We start from the raw sequence: 23,412 nt of genomic DNA, 5'->3' as shown, positions 1-23,412 counted from the left end.
AACGAAAGAATTAGAGGTGTGAGGATGGAGTTTCATGTTGTGATCCCTGTGCTGATTTCATTTGCGATCAGCCTTGTATTAGGACCGATTGTTATCCCTTTTTTAAGAAGACTTAAAATGGGACAGACAGAGAGAGAGCTGGGCGTGCAGTCCCACCTGAAAAAGAACGGTACCCCGACCATGGGTGGAGTGATCTTTCTCATTGCAACAACTGTAACATCACTGTTTTATATCAGAGATTATCCGATGATCATCCCGGTACTTTTCCTGACCCTGGGATTTGGACTGATCGGATTTCTGGATGATTATCTGAAAGTAGTCCTGAAACGTTCAGATGGACTTCTGCCATGGCAGAAAATGGCACTGCAGATTGTTGTGACAGCTGTATTTGCTTTTTATCTTGTAAATTATTCCAACGTATCCCTGACCATGAAGATCCCGTTCTGGAGCGGACATTATCTGAATCTGGGATGGTTTGCGGTTCCGGTGCTGTTCTTTGCGGTTATCGGTACAGTAAACGGAGTAAACTTTACCGACGGACTTGACGGACTGGCATCCAGTGTTACCCTGATCGTTGCAGTATTTTTTACCGTTGTTTCCCTTGGAATGAACAGCGGCGTGGAGCCGATCACCTGTGCGGTTGTGGGCAGCCTTATGGGCTTCCTTCTCTTTAACGTATATCCGGCACAGGTATTTATGGGAGATACCGGTTCTCTGGCACTGGGCGGTTTTGTGGCTGGTGTGGCTTATGCCATGCAGATGCCGCTGTTTATCATCCTGGTGGGACTGATCTATCTTATTGAGGTACTGTCCGTTATGATCCAGGTATCCTATTTCAAGGCAACACACGGAAAAAGAATTTTCAAGATGGCGCCTATCCACCATCATTTTGAGCTTTGCGGGTGGTCCGAGACACGGGTCGTTGCAGTGTTCTCTGTTGTAACTGCCATTATGTGCCTGATCGCTCTCCTGGCATTATAAGGAGGAACAGAAAAATGGATTTAAAAGGAAAAAAAGTTCTCGTTTTCGGAGCCGGAAAAAGTGGCATTGGTGCCGCTGACCTGCTTGGAAGTGTAGGGGCACAGCCGGTTATTTATGACGGAAATGAAAACCTTGATAAAGAAGCGGTTTTACATAAAACAAACGGAACATACACCCCGGAGATCTGGGCCGGTGCTTTTCCGGAAGGAGAGATGGAAAGTCTTGATCTCGTAGTATTAAGCCCTGGAGTTCCCACAGACCTTCCACTGGTAAAGAGCTTCTACGAAAAAGGACTTCCGGTATGGAGTGAGGTAGAACTTGCCTACCGTACAGGAAAAGGCGAGGTTCTTGCAATTACAGGAACCAACGGCAAGACAACAACAACAGCTCTCCTTGGAAAGATTATGGGAGATGCCCGTGAATCTGTATTTGTTGTAGGAAATATCGGAACTGCATATACATCAAAATCACTGGAGATGCGTGAGGATTCTGTAACCGTTGCGGAGATCAGCAGCTTCCAGCTGGAGACTATCGAGCAGTTCCGCCCGAAGGTCAGTGCGATCCTCAACATTACAGAAGATCATCTGAACCGTCATCATACCATGGAAGAATACATCCGTGTAAAAGAGCTGATTACCAAGAATCAGGGACCAGAAGATGTATGTGTCCTGAATTATGAGGATGAAGTCCTCCGTAAATTCGGTGAGAACATCGTTCCGAAGGTGGTATATTTTTCAAGCCTCCGTAAACTGGATCAGGGTATCTATCTGGACGGAGATCAGATCATTCTGAAAACAGAAAAAGAAGAGCTCCCGATCGTAAAGACAGGAGAACTTAAGATCCTTGGCCGTCATAATCACGAGAATGTAATGGCTGCAGCAGCCATGGCATATTATGCGGGAGTTTCTGTGGAGAGCATCCACAAGAGTGTTTGCGAGTTTGTGGCAGTTCCTCACAGAATCGAGTATGTAACAGAGAAGAACGGCGTTGCCTATTATAACGATTCCAAGGGAACCAACCCGGATGCAGCTATCAAGGGAATTCAGGCTATGAACCGTCCGACTCTTCTCATCGGCGGTGGCTATGACAAGGAATCCAGCTACGATGAGTGGATAGAATCCTTTGACGGAAAAGTCCGTTATCTTGTTCTCATCGGCCAGACGAAAGAAAAGATCAAAGCAGCAGCAGAACGTCTTGGATTTACAGACATCATTCTCTGTGAGGATCTGAAAGAAGCTGTTCAGGTCTGCGCGGAAAAAGCAAATCCAGGAGATGCGGTTCTTCTTTCACCGGCCTGTGCAAGCTGGGGACAGTTTGATAACTACGAACAGCGTGGCGACATGTTCAAGGAATATGTGAAAGCACTGTAATAATCCGAAAAATACATACATAAGCTGAAATAAAGACCACTGTGGAGGCCACAGCATGAAGGCAGAACAGAAACAGACCGGAAAGACTGATACCGTTCTCTGGGTTCTGGTTCTGATCCTTGTTGTGTTTGGCCTGGGGGCGCTTTTTTCGGTAAGCGAATATAATGGCAGAGTGCGTTTTCACGACTCTGCCTATTATTTTAAGAAGCAGCTCTTTGCCACGGCACTGGGGCTGCTTGTTATGTATCTGGCATCAAAGGTGGATTATCGCATTCCTGTGAAGCTGGCACCGGGAGCGTATATTCTTTCACTTTTTCTCTCAACGGCAGTGCTGCTTTTCGGACAGGAAATTAACGGATCGAAGCGGTGGCTGAATCTCGGGCCGCTGTCATTTCAGCCCTCGGAATTTTCCAAGGTTGCAGTAATCCTTTTTCTTGTGTGGCAGATCAGCCGGACAAAAAGCAAGACAACCGGATTCTGGTTTATGTGCAGGACCATGATGACGTTGCTTCCGGTAGTTGGTCTGGTAGGTTCCAACAACTTAAGTACAGCGGTGATCATTCTCGGGATTGGTGTGCTGCTGATCTTTGTGGCCAATCCCAGATACCTGCAGTTTCTGGCTCTGGGGAGTGCGGGAATCGGATTTATTGCAGTTTTTCTTGCTGCGGAGAGTTACCGTCTGGAGCGTCTGGCAATCTGGCGGGATCCGGAAAAATATGAAAAAGGCTTTCAGACCATACAGGGTCTGTATGCCATAGGAAGCGGAGGGATTTTTGGCAAAGGTTTCGGAAACAGCCTTCAGAAGCTGGGATTTGTGCCGGAAGCCCAGAATGATATGATTTTTTCCATTGTGTGTGAGGAGACCGGGATCCTGGGAGCGTTTCTGGTATTGTTTCTGTTTGGTCTTCTGATCTGGAGGCTTTGTGTTCTGGCACTGAACTGCCGGGATCTTCAGGGGACACTTCTTTGTGCCGGGATCATGGCACATATGGCGATCCAGGTAGTTCTGAATGTTGCGGTTGTGACAAATACGATCCCCAATACCGGAATCACGCTGCCCTTTGTAAGTTATGGCGGAACTTCCGTTGTTTTTCTTCTGGGGGAGATGGGGCTGGCGTTAAGTGTCAGCAGTCACAGACATGGAAGAATCACATAGAATAAAAAGTAAGAGGCCCTTTTAGGAGTGGAAGACTTGAATGAGATCGATGAGATCGTCGTAACCGGAGGCAGGCCACTGCATGGGACTGTGCGGATCCAGGGGTCAAAAAACACAGCACTTCCGGTTATGGCAGCGGCCCTTTTAAGCTCCGGGACCAGTGTGTTGCGGGAATGTCCGAAGATCACAGATGTATTTCTGATGGAAAAAATCCTCCGGGAGCTGGGGGCGAGAACCTGGTGGGAGGGTCATGACCTTTATCTGGACTGCAGTCATGCGGACGGTACTGTGATACCGGAACATTTTTCCGGAAAAATGCGTTCTTCCGTGATTCTGATGGGGGCAATGCTTGGACGGAACGGGAAAGCACAGACCGGTTATCCGGGCGGATGTGTCATTGGCAAACGCCCGGTGGATCTTCATATACAGGTTTTACAGAAACTTGGTACCAGAATCGTGGAAAACGGAAGTGAGATTCAGGCAGCCTGTGGAAAACTGAAAGGAGCGGAAATAATTTTTCCCAAAAGCAGTGTGGGAGCTACGGAACAGGGAATTCTGGCAGCTGTTCTGGCAGAAGGAAAAACCGTTCTTTCGGGATGTGCCCGCGAACCGGAAATTAACTGGCTGTGCCAGTATCTGACCGGGATGGGCGCAAGGATTGAAATCCTGAAAAATGGAAGGATCTGTATTGAAGGCGTAAAGAAACTGCACCCCGGAAACATGACGATTCCCCCGGACCGCATCGTTGCCGGAACTTATCTTATGGCAGCGGCAGCGACCAGAGGAGAGATTATTCTGGAAAATCCGCCGCTTGATGAAATGGATGCAATCCTGGAAGTATATCGGAAAATGGGTGGACAATGCCACCGGGTAGGTGGTAAACTAATAGTCAACGGAAAAAATGCAGGTTTTCCCCTTGAACTTCTGGAAACAGATGTTTACCCAGGATTTCCTACAGATCTGCAGTCTCCGGCGATGGCTGTGCTGGCCACGATCCCGGGAGTGAGCAGGATCCGTGAGAAGATTTTTGAGGACAGATATAAACTGGCGTCATGGCTCTGTTATATGGGAGCGAAGATTGAGATCCGGGATGGAATTGCTGTGATACACGGTGGTTATCCGCTTAAGGGATGCATTGTGGAAGCAGAGGAACTCCGCGGAGGTGCAGCACTTGTAATCGCGGCACTTGCGTCAGAAGGTGTTACCAGGATCAGAGGCTGCTCCTTTATTGAAAGAGGTTATGAACATATCTGTGAAGATTTGACTGCGCTTGGCGGTCTGCTGATAAAGGACAGAGGAACTTTATGAAAAAATCCAAAAAAAATTCGCTGGCAGCAGCCGGAATGATTCTGGTTCTGCTGCTGGCAGGTGTTATTTTCTTTTTTACTTATTATCAGGTTGATGAAGTTCAGGTGATGGGAAGTAGCCATTATTCTGAGAAACAGATCAAGAAGATGGTCCTTCGGGGGCCGCTGGCATCCAATTCCGTTTTGGCACCCCTTCTTTACACCAAACAGAATACAAAAGATGTTCCTTTTGTGGATGGTTATACAGTGACCAGACTTAACCGTCACACCATTTGTGTCAGTGTGAAGGAGAAGGATATTGTCGGCTGTATTCCTTATCTGGACAGTTACATTTACTTTGACAGAAATGGAGTTTTTGTGGAAGGTTCCACAGAACGCAATGAGAAGATTCCTTTTTTTGACGGAATTAAAGTAAAAAAAGTAATTCTCAATGAGAAGCTTCCTATTAAGGATGAGACTGTGATGAATACAGCCGTGGCTTTGTCTACTATCTTTTCAAAAAATGACAAGGTTCCGGATCATATTGAATTCGGAGATGACGGGCAGATCAGCCTGGTTTACGGAGATATTACGGTCAAGCTTGGAAAGGACGAGTATCTGGAAGACAAAATGACCAGGGTACTTGCCATTCTTCCGCTGATTTCCGGAAAAAAAGGAATTCTCCACGCTGAAAATGTAAATGATAATTCCAAGACCATAACACTGGAGCAGGAACAGGATGAGAATCAGAATTCCGAAGAAACCTGGACAGGCGGTTATGATGAGGAAGGAAATTACACAGGCGAGGGCGAATACGACGAAAATGGCAATTATGTAGGGCCGAAACCGCAGACAGACCTGGAGTATGCGCAGGCGAACTGGGTAGGCGGATATGATGAAGAAGGTGACTATACAGGAAGCGGTGAGTATGACGCCAACATGAATTATGTGGGAGAGGCACCGACAGAAGAAAGTATGGCTGCCAACGGAAACTGGAAAGGCGGATACCGGGAAGACGGCGGTTATGACGGAGTCAGTGAGTATGACCGTGACGGTAATTATGTAGGTACGCTGGAGGATTATCTTGCTTCGGAAGAAAGCACCGGAGACGGAACAGATTCTGTCAGCACAGACACTCAGAATACGGATTCGGAAGGCACCGGAAATGGAGAGGATACTTCTGATAACAGCGCAGACGGCACCGACGAAGAAGCCGATGCAGGGGCAGATTACAGCGGTGATTACAGTAATGAGTCGGATAATTATGACGAAAATCAGTACAGTGATTACAGCGATGAGGCCGATTACGAGTAGAGATAAAAAAACCTTTCTTAATATAATACCAGTATTTGGTCATTTTGCCAGAGATTGTTTTGCAAATGTTTCGGTTAATAGAAACAGTGCCGAAATTTAGTGAAAAAAGTATAAAAAAACAAAATTAGTGGTTGATTAATTAACGAAAAAAATATATGATATAACTATGTGTATATGTAGCTTGGAATAGATTATTACACTGAATCGGATATCAGGTAGAAATAAAGGAGGAAGTACATTGTTAGAGATAATGACGAATGAGGCTGAGTCTTCTGCGAAAATTATTGTAATTGGAGTAGGCGGCGCAGGTAATAATGCAGTAAACAGAATGGTGGAAGAGGCCATTGGTGGAGTTGAGTTTGTAGGTGTCAATACCGATAAACAGGCTCTGACACTGTGTAAAGCTCCGACTGTACTTCAGATTGGTGAAAAAATTACGAAAGGTCTCGGCGCCGGTGCACAGCCGGAAGTTGGACAGAAGGCAGCTGAGGAGAGCATTGAGGAAGTTAAGAAGATCATCGAGGGAGCGGACATGGTGTTCGTTACCTGTGGTATGGGTGGCGGAACCGGAACCGGAGCTGCTCCTGTAATCGCCGGTGCGGCAAAAGAGATGGGTATCCTGACTGTCGGTGTTGTTACCAAGCCTTTCCGTTTTGAAGCGAAGACCCGTATGAACAATGCACTTGCGGGAATCGAGAATCTGAAGAAAGCAGTTGACACTTTAATTGTCATCCCGAATGACAAGTTACTTGAGATTGTTGACAGAAGAACAACTATGCCGGAAGCACTGCGTAAGGCTGATGAGGTTCTTCAGCAGGCAGTACAGGGTATCACAGACCTGATCAACCTGCCGGCACTGATCAACCTTGACTTTGCAGACGTACAGACTGTCATGACAGACAAGGGAATCGCTCACATCGGTATCGGTGAGGCAAGAGGCGATGACAAGGCTATGGAGGCTGTACAGCAGGCTGTATCTTCTCCGCTTCTTGAGACAACCATCAAGGGCGCTACTCATGTAATCATCAACATTTCCGGAGATATTTCTCTTATGGATGCCAACGATGCGGCAAGCTATGTACAGGAGCTTACCGGTGAGGATGCAAACATTATCTTTGGTGCCATGTATGATGATTCTGTTGCAGATTATGCAAGAATTACAGTTATTGCCACAGGTCTTACAGACAATAACCTTCAGAATACACCATTTGGAAACAGAGCTTCCAATTCTGTATTTGGAAACACCAAAAAGACAAGTCAGCCACAGACAAGCAGCATGAACCTTAACATGCCAAGCTTCAGCCTGCCGACTATGAATTCCACACAGTTTGGAACAAAGACTCCGACAAGCACTGTTCAGAAAAAGGACATCCAGATTCCGGATTTTCTTAAGAACAGATAATAAATGAACATAATAAAATCCGGCAGAGGATCCGTCTGGAACCCTGCCGGATTTTTTTGACTTTCAGATCAGAATATCAGCATTTACAGCTGAAGGTATCGCATTTTGTATCACAGCAGCGATGTGCATTATCACCGGATACATTGATGGAAGCTGCGGTACATTTGCAGTGCTCATTGTAGGTACAGTTGTGTGCTTTGCAGTCAATGTTAATGGTTTCACATCCACAACCGGAATCAGCAGCATTTGTTGCAGAACCTTCTTTCTGATCGCGGAAACTTTCACAGGCGGTATCATCTGCATAACGTGCATCTGCGCCTTCCACATTAATGGCTCCTTTGGAACAGAGAGAATCTTTGTTATAGTAGCAGTTGTGCGCGGAACATTTAAGGATTGTCATAAAAGTGTCCTCCTGATAAATATGATTTTACCGGAAACCGTCAGCTGTCGGACTTTGACATCTCTGATCAATGGTCCATGTTACAGTCTGTCTTATCGGATTCCGATGTTGGATAGTATGCCCGGAAAAAGAAAAACTCATACGCACAAATAAATACATAATAATATAAAAAAACAGTTGACAAACAGAAGATACCATGGTATTCTCTTAAAGTACGTAGCGAAAAGAAAGCAGAGTTCACTCTCACCTCAGCGCTGAAGATAAGCGACTCAGGTCAATATTGCACAGTACTGCGAACGGATCAACCATCAGTGCGCAGGTGTAATTATTTGAAGTGTGGGCATCTGTCTGCGCTTTTTTTGTGCGGCTTAAGCTACATTGATTGAGAAAGAAAAAATTAATTCTATCATGTTCATGGAGGTGTACAACAATTAGCGGTTTAATGATTAACGAACAGATCAGAGACAGAGAGGTACGCTTGATTGGTCCGGACGGAGCTCAGCTTGGAATCGTGTCCGCCAGAGAAGCGATGGCGAAAGCGCAGGAGGCAGGACTTGACCTTGTAAAGATTGCCCCACAGGCGAAACCGCCGGTATGTAAGATCATCGATTACGGTAAATACCGTTACGAGCTTGCAAGAAAAGAAAAAGAGGCCAGGAAAAAGCAGAAAACCATCGATGTCAAAGAAGTGCGTCTTTCCCCGAACATTGATACGAATGATTTGAAGACGAAGGTAAATGCAGCAAGAAAGTTCCTTAGCAAGGGCGACAGAGTTAAGGTTACACTTCGTTTCCGCGGAAGAGAGATGGCACATATGTCCAGCAGCAAGCATGTGCTTGACGACTTCGCAGATCTTCTGTCCGATATAGCGACTGTAGAGAAGGCTCCGAAGGTAGAAGGCAGAAGCATGACTATGTTTCTGACTGAGAAACGGTAGATATCTCAGTCTTCACGGCAACAGCCGGGCAGAACGGGATGCTATATAAAATTTAGAAGTACCAAATCAAGGAGGAATTCATAATGCCAAAAATTAAAACTTGCAGAGCAGCAGCAAAGCGCTTTAAAAAAACAGGTACAGGAAAATTAGTAAGAAATAAAGCCTACAAGAGCCATATCCTTACAAAGAAATCTCAGAAGAGAAAGAGAAATCTGAGAAAATCTACTGTTGTTGATTCTACTAACGTAAAGAGCATGAAGAAAGCATTACCATATTTATAAGATAGAGAAGACGAACAGGAGGAGAATTAAGAAATGGCAAGAATTAAAGGCGGATTAAACGCAAAGAAAAGACATAACCGTACATTAAAACTGGCAAAAGGCTACAGAGGAGCCCGTTCCAAACAGTATAGAGTAGCAAAACAGTCTGTAATGAGAGCTCTTACAAGCTCCTATGCAGGAAGAAAACAGAAGAAACGTCAGTTCAGACAGCTCTGGATCGCACGTATCAATGCAGCTGCAAGAATGAACGGACTTTCCTACAGCAAAATGATGCACGGCCTTAAAGTTGCAAACATCGACATCAACAGAAAGATGCTTGCAGAGATGGCTGTTAACGATGCAGCAGGCTTCACAGCTCTTGCTGAGATCGCTAAGAAAGCAATCGCATAAGTAAAGTATTAAGAGACGAAGGAGTCCAGGGAATTTTTCCCTGGATTTTTTTGTAAAAAAATTCAGACAATTTGCCGAAAAACGACACAAGCTGTACAGCGGACAAGTGTCCGCGTTGTGCAATCAGACGAAAAACAACAGATAACTAAATTTGCCCTTGAAATAAAAAATATGCGATGCTATAATTTTACCATTAAACATTAGTAACGCGACAAAGCGCAGGAGGAGAGATTATTATGAAGAATTGGAAGAAAGTAATCGGCGTTGCATCAGCAGCAGCGATGACAGCAGCTATGATGATGCCTGCATCAGTTTTTGCAGCAGATGAGACATTTAAGATCGGTGTGATCGGACCGATGACAGGTGATTACGCACAGTACGGTACCAACGTATACAACGCAGCCAAGATCGCAGCTGATGAGATCAACGAGAACGGTGGATTCAACGGATATAAAGTAGAGATTCTTGACGCAGGTGATGACCAGGGAGATCCGGAGAAGGCTGTTAACGCATACAATGACCTGATCGATAAAGGAATGCAGATGCTCTGTGGAACTGTAACATCCGGTTCCTGTATCGCAGTAGGAGCTGAGGCAGCTGAGGATACATTCCTCTTCACACCATCCGCAACAGCACTTGACTGTATCACAGCAGGAACAAACGAGTTCCGTATGTGCTTCACAGACCCGGCACAGGGAACCAAATCTGCTCAGTACATTTCCGAGCACAAACTTGCAACGAAAGTAGCAGTACTTTATGATTCCGCTGCTGACTACAACTCCGGTGTACATGACGCATTCGTTGCAGCAGCTGCTGATGACGGACTTGAAGTAGTTGCAGATGAGGCTTACACAACAGACAGCAACACAGACTATTCTGTACAGCTTGCAAAGATCAAGAAGAGCGGCGCTGAGCTTCTTTTCCTTCCGAACTACTATTCCGACAATGCGCTGATCCTTCAGCAGGCATCTGAGGCAGGACTTGACATTAAATTCTTTGGTGTAGACGGTATGGATGGTATCCTCAATGTAGAGAACTTCGATAAATCCCTTGCAGAGGGTGTTATGCTTCTGACACCATTCTCCGCAACAGCTACAGATGAGAAGAGCCAGAACTTCGTAAAAGCATATGGCGATGCTCACAACGGTGAGATCCCGAACCAGTTTGCGGCAGATACATATGATGTACTTTACGCAATGCAGCTTGCAGCTGACGATGCAAAGATCACACCAGATATGGAAAATGCAGACATCAGTGCAGCAATGACAGCATCCATGGCAAACATCGAGCTTGACGGACTTACAGGAAAAGCGAAATGGACCGAAGACGGTGAGTGCGATAAAGAGCCGAAAGCATTTGAAATCAAAGACGGTGCTTACGTAGAGATGAAATAAGTAAGTTTTAATCCAGTTAACGTTAGGGGTCAGGGGACGGTTGCCTTTAGTGGGAACCGTCCCCTTTTTCCCTTATCAATAAACAATTAAAAGAGGTGCGTTATGAGTTTTATATCTTATTTAAAAGACGGCATCAGTCTTGGCAGTATCTATGCGATCATCGCACTTGGATATACCATGGTTTATGGTATTGCTAAGATGCTGAACTTCGCACACGGAGATGTTATCATGGTAGGAGCCTATATCATCCTTACCTGTATCACAAGAGGCGGTATGTCACCGATCCTTGCTGTGATCCTTTCCGTTGTGATCTGTACACTGCTTGGTGTTGTCATTGAGAAGGTAGCTTACAGTCCACTTAGAAAAGCTTCCTCCAACCTGGCCGTTCTGATCACGGCTATCGGTGTCAGTTATCTGCTTCAGAACCTGGCACTTCTGATCTTTGGCGCAGATGCCAAGAGTTTCGTAGCTGTTGTCAAAGTTCCGTCCATCACACTGTTCGACGGCGAGCTTACCATCAAGGGAATCACCATCGTAACCATCCTTGCATGTATCATTATCATGGTAGGACTTTCCCTCTTTGTAAAAAAGACCAAACCTGGCCGTGCCATGCAGGCGGTTTCCGAAGACAGAGATGCGGCACAGCTGATGGGAGTTAACGTCAATGCGACAATTTCCCTCACATTTGCCATCGGTTCCGGACTTGCAGCAATCGCAGGTCTTCTGCTCTGTCAGACTTATCCGACACTGACTCCGTACACAGGAGCCATGCCTGGTATCAAAGCTTTCGTAGCGGCCGTATTCGGTGGAATCGGTTCTATTCCGGGAGCTATGGTAGGTGGTATCCTTCTGGGAATCATCGAGATTTTCGGAAAAGCTTATATTTCTTCCCAGGTTGCAGATGCGATTGTATTTGCAGTCCTGATCGTCGTGCTTCTTGTAAAACCGACCGGATTGTTTGGCAAGAACATCCAGGAGAAAGTGTAAGGTGGCCGATATGAAGAATATGAAAAACAAAACAACAAAAAATAACATGATCAACTACGGAATCGTTATTGTACTCTTTGTGATCGTACAGGCGCTTTCCTCAACTGGAAATCTTTCCAGACTTCTTATGGGACTTCTTGTTCCGCTTTGTGTTTATACCATCGCGTCAGTTTCTCTGAACCTGGTAGTTGGTTTTTCCGGCGAGCTGAGTCTTGGACATGCGGGCTTTATGTGTGTGGGAGCTTTTTCCAGTGCCCTGTTTTCTCAGGTGGCTGCAGACTCCATTCCGCAGGTTCCGCGCTTTATCCTTGCGATCCTTGTAGGTGCGGCAGTTGCAGCACTGTTCGGTGTGATCATCGGTATCCCGGTACTTCGTCTCCGTGGTGACTACCTGGCTATCGTTACCCTGGCTTTTGGTGAGATCATCAAGAACCTGATCAACGTACTTTACATTGGTGTGGATGACAAAGGTCTTCACGTTGCAACCAGTGCGGCAGGTCTTCATCTGGAAGCCGGCGGAAAGCAGATCTTAAAAGGCGCCCTTGGTATTTCAGGAACAGCAACTCTTTATAAAGATATCAAGAATTACTTTTTCCTGATCGGCGTGATCCTGCTTCTTCTCACATTGTTTATTGTACAGAACCTTGTAAACTCCAGAAGCGGACGTGCTATTATGTCAACCAGGGACAACCGTATTGCAGCGGAGTCTGTAGGAATCAATATCACCAGATATAAGCTGCTGGCATTTACCATTTCTGCAGCCCTTGCAGGAGTTGCAGGTGTGCTGTATGCACATAACCTTTCTCTTCTTAAGGTTTCTGTATTCGATTACAATATGTCCATTCTGGTACTTGTGTATGTAGTACTTGGAGGAATCGGAAATATCAGAGGATCTATCATTGCAACAATTATCCTCTATGCACTGCCTGAGCTTCTCCGTGGATTTGCAAACTACCGTATGCTGATCTACGCAATCGTGCTGATCATCATGATGCTCTTTAACTGGGCACCTGCAGCAAGAGACTGGAGAGCACGTATGGTAGAAAAATTCAAAGGCAAAAAAGCGAAAAAGGAGGTGGCCTGATCATGGCAATGCTGGAAGTAAATAACCTGTCTATCCAGTTCGGCGGTCTTCGTGCTGTTGACGGCTTTAACATGACCATTGAGAAAGGACAGCTCTATGGACTGATCGGACCGAACGGTGCCGGTAAGACAACGGTGTTCAACCTTCTCACAGGCGTATACAAGCCAACAGAGGGAATCATTAAACTGGACGGCCAGGACATTACAGGAAAAAGCACCATCGAGATCAACAAGGCCGGAATCGCAAGAACTTTCCAGAATATCCGTCTTTTCAAGGATATGCCGGTTCTTGACAATGTAAAAGTAGGACTTCACAATCATCATCCATACTCCACACTGACCGGAATCTTAAGACTGCCGAAATATTATAAGGTAGAAAAAGAGATGAACGAACGTGCCATGGAGATCCTGAAGGTCTTTGACCTGGATAAGGAAGCAGACACTCTGGCAGGCAACCTGCCTTATGGTAAACAGCGTAAGCTGGAGATCGCCAGAGCCCTTGCCACAGATCCGAAGCTTCTTCTTCTGGATGAGCCGGCAGCTGGTATGAACCCCAATGAGACACAGGAGCTGATGGATACGATCCGTTTCGTGCGGGAACATTTTGATATGACAGTTCTTCTGATCGAGCACGACATGAAACTGGTCGGCGGTATCTGTGAGGAACTGACAGTTCTGAACTTCGGTCAGGTGCTGATCCAGGGTGAGACATCCGCAGTGCTGAAAGACCCGACAGTTATCACTGCATATCTGGGAGAATAAGGAGGAACGAGATAATGGCAATGTTGGAAGTAAAGGACCTCCAGGTCTACTATGGTGTGATCCAGGCCCTGAAGGGAATTTCTTTTCATGTAAATCAGGGAGAGGTTATTGCGCTGATCGGTGCCAACGGTGCCGGAAAGACAACCACACTTCAGACACTTACCGGAATTCTTTCTCCGAAGTCCGGAAGCATTGTGTTTGAGGGAAAAGACCTCACAAGAACACCGGCCCATAAGATCGTAGAGATGGGTATGGCACACGTTCCGGAAGGAAGACGAGTATTTGCGGATATGTCTGTTTATGAGAATCTTCTTCTTGGAGCTTATACAAGAAAGGACAAGGCAGAGATCGCAGAGAGCCTTGCCGGTGTATACAAGAGATTCCCGCGTCTGGAAGAACGTAAAGGACAGCGTGCAGGAACACTTTCCGGTGGTGAGCAGCAGATGCTGGCCATGGGCCGTGCACTGATGAGCAAACCGAGGATCATCCTGATGGATGAGCCGTCCATGGGTCTGTCACCGATCTTTGTAAACGAGATTTTTGACATCATCCGTGAGGTAAGCGAGAGCGGCACAACCGTACTTCTTGTTGAGCAGAACGCGAAGAAAGCACTTTCCATTGCGGATCGTGCATACGTTCTTGAGACAGGAAGCATTACCATGGATGGAAAGGCTGAGGATCTTCTGAACGATGAGGCTGTTCAGAAGGCATATCTTGGAGAGTAGGAGGAAAGACATGGATAATTTCGTAATTACCATTGCAAGACAGTATGGAAGCGGCGGACGTACCATCGGAGAGGAGCTTGCAAAGAAATTAGGGATTTCTTACTATGACAAGGATATCATCCGCATGGCATCCGATGAGAGCGGTATCCGCCAGGAGCTTTTCGGACGGGCAGACGAAAATGTCAGCACCAAGCAGAGATTTTTTGCAAAGTCCGGAATCTACAAGGGTGAGCTGATCCCGCCTCAGAGCAAGGATTTCACATCCGATGAGAACCTGTTCAATTACCAGGCAAAAATCATCCGTCAGCTGGCAGAGACAGAGTCCTGTGTGATCATCGGACGTTGTGCAAACATGATCCTGAAAGACTATCCAAATGTTCTCCGTGTGTTTGTTTACGGAGACTGGGATTTCCGTATCCGTGAAGCAAGCAAGAAGCTCAGCGGAACCACAAAGGACATTGAGAAATTCATGCATAAAGATGATAAGCGCAAGGAAGATTTCTGCAAACGTTTCATGGGTGTTGACTGGGCAGATATGACGAAATACAATCTGTGTCTGGATAATGGTACCCTTGGTTATAAAAAATGCGTGGAAGAGATCGAGAGTGCACTTGAGATCCTGAAGAAATAAGAATATAAAGCAGAGGATATTCCCCGGGGAAAGAACGATAAGAAGTCTTTTCCCGGGGTTTTTTTCATATATTGTGGAAAAAGTATGTTTGATCCGGCGGGAGATATGGATAAGCGAAAAAAATATTTCCGGGCAGTGACAGTGGCAGTACTGCTGGTCTTACTCAATGGATATGGGAAGATTTCAGACCGTACGTTTCGGATGCAGGTGGCCAGGGTGATCGCCGGTGAGGGGATGCTCCGGCTGGTGGAAGCACAGTACGGACAAAAAGCGGCAGAACCCGTGGCCGAGATGGTATCTGACAGGAGTGAAACGGAGGACCGTCCCAGGGCAGCGCTCACCTTCGATGACGGGCCTCACGCAACCTATACGCCCATGCTTCTGGACGGCCTGCGGCAGCGAGGGATCCATGCTACATTTTTTCTTATGGGAAAAAATATCGAGGGAAAAGAAGATATTGTAAAACAGATGCAGAAAGACGGCCATCTCATCGGCAATCACACTTACGATCATGTACAGCTGGATAAGCTGCCTGGTGACCAGGCCTGCCAGCAGATTTTAAAGACCAATAATGAGATCTATGAGATCACAGGAGAGTATCCTATGTATCTCCGCCCGCCCTATGGTGCCTGGCCAAAAAATCTGGAGCTCTGTGTGACCATGCTTCCCGTATTCTGGGACGTAGATACCCTGGACTGGAAATCAAAAAACGTCCAGTCTGTGGAGAATATCGTAAAAAGAGAAGTGAAGGATGGCTCCATTATTTTGATGCATGACAGTTTTCCCACTTCAGTGGAAGCTGCCCTGGAGATTGTGGATATGCTGACGGAGGAGGGGTATGACCTGGTGACTGTGGATGAACTGCTGGTGACGTGAATGGCTGCTTGGGCAGAAACAATTGCTTTTTTTTGTGCAAACAGGTAAAATTATAAAAATAAGAATCGATCAGCTGCCAGGAGAGAACCGGCGGCAGTTTTTTACAGAAATTACAGGAGTGAAAACCATGGATTTATTTGAATACGCAAAATCAAAAACGCTGGACCAGGAGTCTCCCCTGGCATCCAGACTGCGTCCCCGGACACTGGATGAGGTGGTGGGGCAGCAGCATATCGTTGGAAAAGACAAATTGCTGTATCGTGCCATCAAGGCAGATAAGCTGACATCTGTTATCTTTTACGGCCCTCCGGGGACCGGAAAGACCACCCTGGCAAAAGTTATCGCCAATACCACAAGCGCAAGTTTTACCCAGATCAATGCAACTGTAGCAGGCAAGAAAGATATGGAAGCAGTTGTAAAACAGGCTCAGGATGATCTTGGCATGTATGGAAAAAAGACCATTCTGTTTATCGATGAGATCCATCGTTTCAACAAGGGACAGCAGGATTATCTCCTTCCTTTTGTGGAAGACGGGACCATCATCCTGATCGGAGCTACAACGGAGAATCCGTATTTCGAGGTAAACGGAGCGCTTCTTTCCCGATCGATCATCTTTGAGCTGAAGGCACTGGAGATCCCGGAAATAAAAGAACTGATCCTGCGCGCAGTTAATGATCCGGAACGTGGAATGGGAAGCTACGGTGCGGTGATCGAGGAGGATGCCCTGGAATTTCTGGCAGATATGGCAGGAGGAGACGCCAGGAGTGCCTTAAACGCCGTAGAACTGGGAATTCTCACCACACCCCGAGATCCGGATCCGGACGGTAAGATCCATCTGACCCTTGAGGTGGCTTCTGAGTGCATTCAGAAGCGTGTGGTCCGTTACGACAAGAATGGGGACAACCATTACGATATTATTTCCGCCTTTATCAAGAGCATGCGGGGTTCCGATCCAGATGCGGCAGTCTATTATCTGGCAAAAATGCTCTATGCAGGAGAAGATGTGAAATTTATTGCAAGAAGGATCATGATCCTGGCTTCCGAAGATATTGGAAACGCAGATCCCCAGGCCCTCTGTGTGGCAACGGCAGCAGCACAGGCAGTGGAACGCGTGGGAATGCCGGAATCCCAGATCATTCTTTCCCAGGCAGTGACATACATGGCCTGTGCACCCAAGAGCAATTCTGCGGTAAATGCCATACAGGAAGCCATGCGCTGCGTGAAGGCGAAGAAGACAACCGTTCCGGTGCATCTGCAGGATGCCCATTACGGCGGCCATGAAAGCCTGGGCCATGGCATTGGATATAAATATGCCCACAATTACCCGAATCATTATGTAAACCAGCAGTATCTGCCGTCAGAGATCGAAGGAGAACATTTTTACGAACTCAGTGATATGGGATATGAAAAGAAACTGAAAGAGCATATGAAGAAGATCCACGAAGAAGCGGAATAAGAGAATCTATATGAGAAAAATGGAGGAGCTTTTCAGAGAAGCTCCTCCATTATTTTGTCGTAGACGTTCTGATATTTATAAGGCCAGCTTTCGCATACGGATTGGGCCGCAGCAAGATTGGGAACTTTGATGCTGAGATCAACAATACTGACACCGCCCTCGATAATCCGCAGGCGGACAGAGTAACTGCCCTCCTTGGTGGGGTAATAATCCGCAGGAGTGAGAAGATGTTCCTCAATTTTGCAGTGCAGGGAATTGAGATATTCCTCGACTTCTTTCTTAATGTCAGAAGAGAGTTCTCTGGAAAAATATTTCAGCGTATTTTTTCCTTCTTCAGTCAGCCGGTAATAAGTGCGGTTGGACTGGGAAGACATTTCCACAAGATCTGCCTCTACCAGTTCGGAAACAGCCTGCTGGAGCTGAAAATAATTGGTATATTTCCGGTCCAGGATAAAATCCGTGATCTGCGAATTGGTGAGATCTCCCTCGGAATTCTGCAGCATGTATAAAATAATAAGTTTATAGGTTGTAAAAGGTGATGCCATAAGAATCCTCCTTTTCACTGGCTTTTGGAAAGAAGTTATAATGCTTTTCCCTGAAAACTCCCGCGCTCTTTCATTCTGTGATGAAGCAGATTTAAAACTTCCCGTTTGCGGCTGGCCCACAAAGGTGCGATCAGAAGATCTTTCGGACCGTCACCGGTTACACGGTGGATGACAATATCCGGTCTGAGATGTTCCAGGCAGTCAATGACAAGATCCAGATATTCCTCACGTTCATAGGTCTGAAAGAGACCGGCCTCATAATCGGAAGCAAGATCTGTGTCACGAAGTACATGGAGAAGCTGAAGCTTGATTCCCTGAATGTCCATGGCATTAAGGTAACGGATTGTTTCCAGGATATCTTCACGACTTTCCCCCGGAAGTCCCAGGATTGTATGAACGATTACCTCAATGTCACCTGCGCGGAGACGTTTTACCGCGTCGTCAAAACAGGAAAGAGGGTAGCCACGCCGGATATACCAGGCAGTATTTTCGTGAATGGTCTGAAGTCCGAGCTCGACCCATACCGGCTTGATCCGGTTCAGGGAATAAAGAAGTTCCATCACATCATCTCCCAGACAGTCCGGCCGGGTTCCGATGGATAAGGCCACAATGTCCGGATGGGAGATTGCTTCTGTAAAAATTTTCCGGAGATAACTGACAGGAGCGTAGGTGTTGGTATAGGCCTGAAAATAGGCAATGTATTTATGGATCGGGCGTTTGGAAGAGAGACTGGCAATCTGGGTGTCGATCTGTTCCGTAATGGAAAGTCTGGCACTTGCCGCAAAATCTCCGCTTCCGCCCCGACTGCAGAAAATGCAGCCGTTTTTTCCAAGGGTTCCATCACGGTTGGGGCAGGACATGCCTCCGTTTAAGGCGACCCGGTAGACTTTCTCGCCATATCGTTCCCGGAGCATATAGTCCAGAGAATGATATGGTTTGTCATTCCAGCGTTTCATTATATTTCATCCAGTGCGCTTTTTTCTTCGTCTTCATCAGCTGGTATGTAGTTATCGAAGATTTTTACAAAAATCTTTGATTTCCAGTAAGCCAGTGTGGCAAATCCCATCAGAACAAAGAGCATAATCAGAATGGATGTCACCTGTGAAAAACTTACGTATATAAACAGAAACAGAAGCAGAACCGGTGATACGGAAATCAACAGCATCAGGATGGTCTGCGGAAGATGTCGGATAGACATCAGAAATGCGTTTACAAAAGTATTCTTGATGGAGTTGAAAAATTTGGCCAGGATTGGATAAATGTACAGAAGGATCAGCGCATAGATAAGGGCAAATGCGATGAACAGGGTGAAAAGCCCTTTATACATAGCTCCGCTTCCGGCTCTTGCGATCTTAAGGTCAATATACAGAACAGCAGCGGTGAGCAGCATGATAATGTTAATGATGGTTGCCTGCTTGAAATTCTGTTTAAAGGAACGGAAAAAGCTTCGGATAATATAGGATTCCTCGTCTCTTGCCATCTTCAGTGTGACATAGTAGAGAGCAGTTATGGAAGCGCCAGCAGTGACAACCGGAATACAGCAGAGAATGCAAAGAACATTCAGAAGAATCAGGTCTGCAACGCGTCCCATGAACACGAAGAACTTATTGTCCATGTTAAAAAAACGGTTCATTTGGTAAGTCTCCTTTTCTTTCTTTTCTTTTGAAGATATTATTTTAAGTATACTCAATTGGAGCGGAAAAAGCAAACCCCAAATGGTTCCCAGGGGTAGGGAACGGGATAAGAGCATGTGTCCGCCATAGAAAGACAAAAACGTGAAATAGTTTATTAAATTTCCCTAAAATGCTTGCTTATCACGATTTAGAGTGTTAAAATATCAGTATTGTATCAAACGAAAATTATGTATTTTAAAGGAGCGTAACAATGAGCAAAAAAATCAGGACGGAGGCTGTGGATCATCTGTTTGAAGCGATCCTGTGCCTGAAGGACAAGGAAGAGTGTTATACATTTTTCGAGGATGTGTGCACCATCAATGAGCTGCTTTCTTTATCTCAGCGCTTCGAGGTAGCCAAGATGCTTACCGATAAGCGTACATACCTTGATATTTCCGAGAAGACAGGAGCTTCCACAGCTACGATCAGCCGTGTAAACCGTTCCCTGAACTATGGAAATGATGGTTATGAGATGGTATTTGCACGTATGAAGAAGAATAACGGAGAGCAGGATGGTGAAGCTGAATAAAGCTTACGTCCGTACCGTAGATGATAACGGATAATGCTGTAACGTAAAAAGAGACAGGCGGTTGCGCGTCTGTCTCTTTTCTTCTGTCCGGCTGAAGAAACCGGAGTCAGTTTTTTCTTTCTTTTTTGGAGGATTCCTCATTTTTTGAGGAATTCATGTGGTCGATCATGTTTTCGATGATCATCTTTTTCATGTATACATCGAAGCTCAGAAGGCAGATAAAGGAAAACTGGTGAAGGAATTCCTTATCCTCCGGATCTGCGTCCTCGAAGATTTCCCCGGCGCTTTTGAAACGGCGCATGAGATCTTTTTCCAGGTAACGGATCTGTGTCTGTTCCATACTGAAAACTTCCTGATAAATATAAGTCATATCTTTCTCAGTCAGGGACTTGAAATATTTATCCGTAATCGGTCCGAGAAGAGTCTGGATGTCACTGATGGAGAGAATATTCTTAAAATAGTAGATAAAAATCAACATCAGCAGATGTTCCCGGGAATAGCGTTTCTTCTCCGGCGGTGGGAGAAGCTTGTTCTTGGCGTAGTTGTTGATCATGGTCTTGGTCAGGATCTTGTCATCCTCGTGACGCTTGGTGGATGCAAGATTTTCTTCCATAAAAGTAGTGACCTGATCCATGTAAAGATCAATGTTCGGGATTTCATCTGGTTTTATATAATCAAGCTCAGCAATTTTCGCAAAAATGCTGCTCATCATCTCTTTTTCGTTTCTTGTCATCGCATTATCACCTCTGCTCCCTATTATATAGTTTTAAATACTACTTGTAAAGAAACTTTTTCCGGGAAAATGAGAAAGTAAGGTTGTGGCTTTACCGGAAAGAAAAGACATGGTAGTATATAAAGATACTGTTGATATGGAAAAAGAAATGGAGATCAAAATGAGTATACAGGATGCTTTGGACACATTGAATCCCATGCAGCGGGAAGCTGCTGTACATACAGAGGGACCACTTCTGATTCTTGCGGGAGCCGGTTCCGGAAAAACAAGAGTGCTGACCCACAGGATTGCCTATTTAATGGAAGAAAAGGGTGTCAATCCCTGGAATATCCTGGCGATCACCTTTACCAACAAGGCTGCCAGTGAGATGCGGGAACGTGTAAATAAAATTGCGGGAATGGGCGCGGAGAGCGTATGGGTTTCCACCTTTCATTCCGCATGTGTGAGGATTTTACGCAGACATATTGAGGTGCTGGGATTTGGCAGTAATTTTACCATCTATGATACTGATGACCAGAAGACAGTCATGAAGGAAATCTTCCGGAAATTCAGTATCAATACAAAAATTTATAAAGAACGTGCTGTTCTTGCAGAGATTTCCCATGCCAAGGATGAACTGATCACGCCGGAAGAGATGGAGCTGAATGCGGGAAGTGATCCGGATGCGCGGAAGATTGCAGGCATGTATAAGGAATATCAGTCCATTCTCCGGGGAAACAACGCCCTGGATTTTGATGACCTGATCGTGAAAACTGTGGAGCTTTTCCAGCACAATCCGGATATCCTGGATTATTATCAGGAACGTTTCCGGTATATTATGGTGGATGAGTATCAGGATACTAACACCGCACAGTTTAAATTCGTAAGTCTTCTTGCGGAAAAATACAAGAATCTCTGCGTAGTTGGCGATGATGACCAGTCTATTTACCGCTTCCGTGGAGCAAATATCGGGAACATTCTGGGCTTTGAGAAGGTTTTCCCTGAGGCGAAGGTGGTACGGCTGGAGCAGAATTACCGTTCCACACAGAATATCCTGAACGCAGCCAACGAGGTAATTGCCAACAATACGGAGCGTAAGGAAAAACGCCTCTGGACAGAGAACGAAGAGGGCGATAAAGTCCATTTCCGTCAGTTTAACAACGGATTTGAGGAAGCGGAATATGTTGCGGGAGAGATCATCCAGGGCCGGCGTAACGGGAAATTCCAGTATAAGGACTGCGCGGTACTTTACCGGACCAATGCCCAGTCCCGCCTCTTCGAGGAAAAATTTCTCCTGGCAAATGTTCCTTATAAGATTGTCGGCGGCGTGAATTTTTATGCCCGCAAAGAGATCAAGGATCTGTTAAGCTATCTGAAGACCATTGACAATGCCAGTGATGATCTGGCTGTGCGCAGGATCTTAAATGTGCCAAAAAGAGGAATCGGACTCACCAGCATCGGCCGTGTCCAGGACTATGCGGATATGATGAACCTGAGCTTTTACGATGCGCTCCGCGTGGTGGAGGAAGTACCGTCTATTGGTCGGGCAGCAGGAAAGATCAATGATTTTGTATCCTTTATCCAGGGACTGAAAAGTAAGGCAGAGGCCTATACAGTCCGTGAAACCCTGGAAGAGGTCATTGAGCTTACCGGTTATGTGAAGGAACTGGAGGCAGAGAAAACGGAGGAGGCCCAGGCGAGGATCGAAAATATCGATGAGCTGATCTCCAAGACAGAATCCTTCCAGGAAGCCATGGAGGAGGCCGGACAGCCGGCAACACTTTCTGCATTTCTGGAGGAGATCGCACTGGTGGCAGATATCGATTCTGTTGATCCGGATCAGGATTATGTGCTGCTGATGACTCTTCACAGTGCCAAGGGACTGGAGTTCCCAAATGTATTTATCGTGGGAATGGAGGACGGTGTTTTTCCGGGATATGCTTCCATCTGGTCCGGTGATCCGTCGGATATCGAGGAGGAGCGAAGGCTCTGTTATGTGGGGATCACCCGTGCCATGAAGGAACTGACCTTAACCTGTGCAAAACAGCGGATGATCCGTGGGGAGACTCAGTATAACCGTGTGTCACGTTTTGTAAGGGAGGTTCCACGGGAGCTGGTAGATCTTGGACATACCATTCAGGAGAAAAAGCCCAGAGTAGATGATATCGTATCTCCGAAAAGCGCCTATGCCCAGATGAAAATGAATTTCCAGGCAAAGAGCACCCTGCAGAAAAAAGATTTCACAGTGAAGAAGGCGGACAGCCTGGACTATGGTGAGGGAGACACGGTCCGTCATGTGAAATTCGGAGTCGGTATCGTAAAAAATATCGCAGACGGCGGCAGAGACTACGAAGTGACGGTAGACTTTGACAAAGTCGGCGTGAAAAAAATGTTCGCCGGTTTTGCCAAGCTGAAAAAGATCTGAGAGGGATCTCTCCGGGCAGACTATTTCTGCAAAAAACTGTAAAAATCCGGCCTCAAGGTTGTAATTGGAAAACCGGTATGTTAGAATCAGTATCAGC

The 23,412-nt window shown here is 46.1% G+C and carries 24 protein-coding genes; 19 read left to right on the top strand and 5 right to left on the bottom strand.

The features are described from left to right. Window positions 1–24 precede the first annotated feature (24 nt). From mraY to ftsZ, 6 genes are all read left to right on the top strand, one after another. Window positions 25–981, top strand: a complete 957-nt coding sequence (mraY, locus tag KQI39_RS05280; RefSeq protein ID WP_216417028.1) for a phospho-N-acetylmuramoyl-pentapeptide-transferase — start codon at window positions 25–27, stop codon at window positions 979–981. A 14-nt stretch (window positions 982–995) separates the two neighbouring features. Beyond that, window positions 996–2,351 carry a UDP-N-acetylmuramoyl-L-alanine--D-glutamate ligase gene (murD, locus tag KQI39_RS05275; protein ID WP_216417026.1) on the top strand — a complete coding sequence of 452 codons (1,356 nt, stop codon included), beginning with the start codon at window positions 996–998 and terminating at the stop codon, window positions 2,349–2,351. A gap of 55 nt (window positions 2,352–2,406) precedes the next feature. Next, entirely contained in the window at window positions 2,407–3,507 is a 1,101-nt protein-coding gene (locus KQI39_RS05270; RefSeq protein ID WP_216417024.1) for an FtsW/RodA/SpoVE family cell cycle protein, read from the top strand. Window positions 3,508–3,534: 27 nt separating this feature from the next. After that, the gene (murA, locus tag KQI39_RS05265) at window positions 3,535–4,815 is read left to right on the top strand and encodes a UDP-N-acetylglucosamine 1-carboxyvinyltransferase (protein ID WP_330653950.1); all 1,281 of its coding nucleotides are present in this window, start codon (window positions 3,535–3,537) and stop codon (window positions 4,813–4,815) included. Beyond that, a complete protein-coding gene (locus tag KQI39_RS05260) occupies window positions 4,812–6,107 on the top strand; it encodes a cell division protein FtsQ/DivIB (protein ID WP_216417022.1) in 1,296 nt (431 codons plus the stop codon). The genes murA and KQI39_RS05260 overlap by 4 nt, the downstream gene beginning before the upstream one ends. A gap of 250 nt (window positions 6,108–6,357) precedes the next feature. Beyond that, window positions 6,358–7,509 carry a cell division protein FtsZ gene (ftsZ, locus tag KQI39_RS05255; protein WP_148448585.1) on the top strand — a complete coding sequence of 384 codons (1,152 nt, stop codon included), beginning with the start codon at window positions 6,358–6,360 and terminating at the stop codon, window positions 7,507–7,509. Between the two features lie 76 nt (window positions 7,510–7,585). Here ftsZ and KQI39_RS05250 read toward each other — a convergent pair whose 3' ends face one another. Next, a complete protein-coding gene (locus KQI39_RS05250) occupies window positions 7,586–7,909 on the bottom strand; it encodes a DUF1540 domain-containing protein (RefSeq protein ID WP_148448548.1) in 324 nt (107 codons plus the stop codon). A 442-nt stretch (window positions 7,910–8,351) separates the two neighbouring features. Here KQI39_RS05250 and infC point away from each other — a divergent pair, with 442 nt between their 5' ends. The 11 genes from infC to KQI39_RS05195 all read left to right on the top strand — a co-directional run bounded on the left by infC (window position 8,352) and on the right by KQI39_RS05195 (window position 17,431). Further along, a complete protein-coding gene (infC, locus tag KQI39_RS05245) occupies window positions 8,352–8,846 on the top strand; it encodes a translation initiation factor IF-3 (RefSeq protein WP_021977873.1) in 495 nt (164 codons plus the stop codon). An 83-nt stretch (window positions 8,847–8,929) separates the two neighbouring features. Continuing rightward, complete coding sequence (gene rpmI, locus KQI39_RS05240) at window positions 8,930–9,127, top strand: 50S ribosomal protein L35 (RefSeq protein WP_019162770.1); 198 nt, start codon at window positions 8,930–8,932, stop codon at window positions 9,125–9,127. A gap of 33 nt (window positions 9,128–9,160) precedes the next feature. After that, a complete protein-coding gene (rplT, locus tag KQI39_RS05235) occupies window positions 9,161–9,517 on the top strand; it encodes a 50S ribosomal protein L20 (RefSeq protein ID WP_015526090.1) in 357 nt (118 codons plus the stop codon). 236 nt (window positions 9,518–9,753) lie between these two features. Next, window positions 9,754–10,911 carry an ABC transporter substrate-binding protein gene (locus tag KQI39_RS05230; protein ID WP_216417019.1) on the top strand — a complete coding sequence of 386 codons (1,158 nt, stop codon included), beginning with the start codon at window positions 9,754–9,756 and terminating at the stop codon, window positions 10,909–10,911. Window positions 10,912–11,013: 102 nt separating this feature from the next. After that, window positions 11,014–11,898 carry a branched-chain amino acid ABC transporter permease gene (locus KQI39_RS05225; RefSeq protein ID WP_118063755.1) on the top strand — a complete coding sequence of 295 codons (885 nt, stop codon included), beginning with the start codon at window positions 11,014–11,016 and terminating at the stop codon, window positions 11,896–11,898. 10 nt (window positions 11,899–11,908) lie between these two features. Then, on the top strand, window positions 11,909–12,982 hold the full coding sequence (locus tag KQI39_RS05220) for a branched-chain amino acid ABC transporter permease (RefSeq protein ID WP_022426434.1): 1,074 nt from the start codon (window positions 11,909–11,911) through the stop codon (window positions 12,980–12,982). 2 nt (window positions 12,983–12,984) lie between these two features. Next, entirely contained in the window at window positions 12,985–13,743 is a 759-nt protein-coding gene (locus KQI39_RS05215) for an ABC transporter ATP-binding protein (RefSeq protein WP_015526087.1), read from the top strand. 14 nt (window positions 13,744–13,757) lie between these two features. Further along, the gene (locus KQI39_RS05210; protein WP_148448552.1) at window positions 13,758–14,468 is read left to right on the top strand and encodes an ABC transporter ATP-binding protein; all 711 of its coding nucleotides are present in this window, start codon (window positions 13,758–13,760) and stop codon (window positions 14,466–14,468) included. Between the two features lie 10 nt (window positions 14,469–14,478). After that, on the top strand, window positions 14,479–15,099 hold the full coding sequence (locus tag KQI39_RS05205) for a cytidylate kinase-like family protein (RefSeq protein ID WP_216417018.1): 621 nt from the start codon (window positions 14,479–14,481) through the stop codon (window positions 15,097–15,099). Window positions 15,100–15,204: 105 nt separating this feature from the next. Beyond that, window positions 15,205–15,975, top strand: a complete 771-nt coding sequence (locus tag KQI39_RS05200) for a polysaccharide deacetylase family protein (protein ID WP_253293074.1) — start codon at window positions 15,205–15,207, stop codon at window positions 15,973–15,975. 127 nt (window positions 15,976–16,102) lie between these two features. After that, a complete protein-coding gene (locus KQI39_RS05195; protein ID WP_216417015.1) occupies window positions 16,103–17,431 on the top strand; it encodes a replication-associated recombination protein A in 1,329 nt (442 codons plus the stop codon). Between the two features lie 32 nt (window positions 17,432–17,463). Here KQI39_RS05195 and KQI39_RS05190 read toward each other — a convergent pair whose 3' ends face one another. From KQI39_RS05190 to KQI39_RS05180, 3 genes are read right to left on the bottom strand one after another with little or no spacing between them, the layout of a single operon-like run. Then, the gene (locus KQI39_RS05190; RefSeq protein WP_021977867.1) at window positions 17,464–17,976 is read right to left on the bottom strand and encodes a DUF4364 family protein; all 513 of its coding nucleotides are present in this window, start codon (window positions 17,974–17,976) and stop codon (window positions 17,464–17,466) included. A 35-nt stretch (window positions 17,977–18,011) separates the two neighbouring features. Further along, window positions 18,012–18,932 (bottom strand): TIGR01212 family radical SAM protein, encoded by a 921-nt coding sequence (locus KQI39_RS05185; protein ID WP_216417014.1) that lies wholly within the window; start codon window positions 18,930–18,932, stop codon window positions 18,012–18,014. Continuing rightward, window positions 18,932–19,609, bottom strand: coding sequence for a YesL family protein (locus tag KQI39_RS05180; protein ID WP_216417012.1), 678 nt, complete (start codon window positions 19,607–19,609; stop codon window positions 18,932–18,934). The genes KQI39_RS05185 and KQI39_RS05180 overlap by 1 nt, the downstream gene beginning before the upstream one ends. Before the next feature lie 251 nt (window positions 19,610–19,860). Here KQI39_RS05180 and KQI39_RS05175 point away from each other — a divergent pair, with 251 nt between their 5' ends. Beyond that, window positions 19,861–20,178 carry a YerC/YecD family TrpR-related protein gene (locus KQI39_RS05175; protein ID WP_148448559.1) on the top strand — a complete coding sequence of 106 codons (318 nt, stop codon included), beginning with the start codon at window positions 19,861–19,863 and terminating at the stop codon, window positions 20,176–20,178. A gap of 106 nt (window positions 20,179–20,284) precedes the next feature. On the opposite strand, the gene KQI39_RS05170 is transcribed toward KQI39_RS05175, so the two are convergent. Then, window positions 20,285–20,911, bottom strand: coding sequence for a DUF1836 domain-containing protein (locus KQI39_RS05170; RefSeq protein WP_195567452.1), 627 nt, complete (start codon window positions 20,909–20,911; stop codon window positions 20,285–20,287). A 148-nt stretch (window positions 20,912–21,059) separates the two neighbouring features. Between KQI39_RS05170 and pcrA the strand changes: the two genes are divergently transcribed. Further along, a complete protein-coding gene (gene pcrA, locus KQI39_RS05165; protein ID WP_442860755.1) occupies window positions 21,060–23,315 on the top strand; it encodes a DNA helicase PcrA in 2,256 nt (751 codons plus the stop codon). Window positions 23,316–23,412: the final 97 nt, after the last annotated feature.

The sequence above is a fragment of the Blautia sp. MSJ-36 genome, assembly GCF_018917985.1.
Lineage (GTDB): Bacteria > Bacillota > Clostridia > Lachnospirales > Lachnospiraceae > Blautia_A.
The sequence above is the reverse complement of the archived record's forward strand: the minus strand, read 5'-3'. Positions and strand labels throughout refer to the sequence as shown.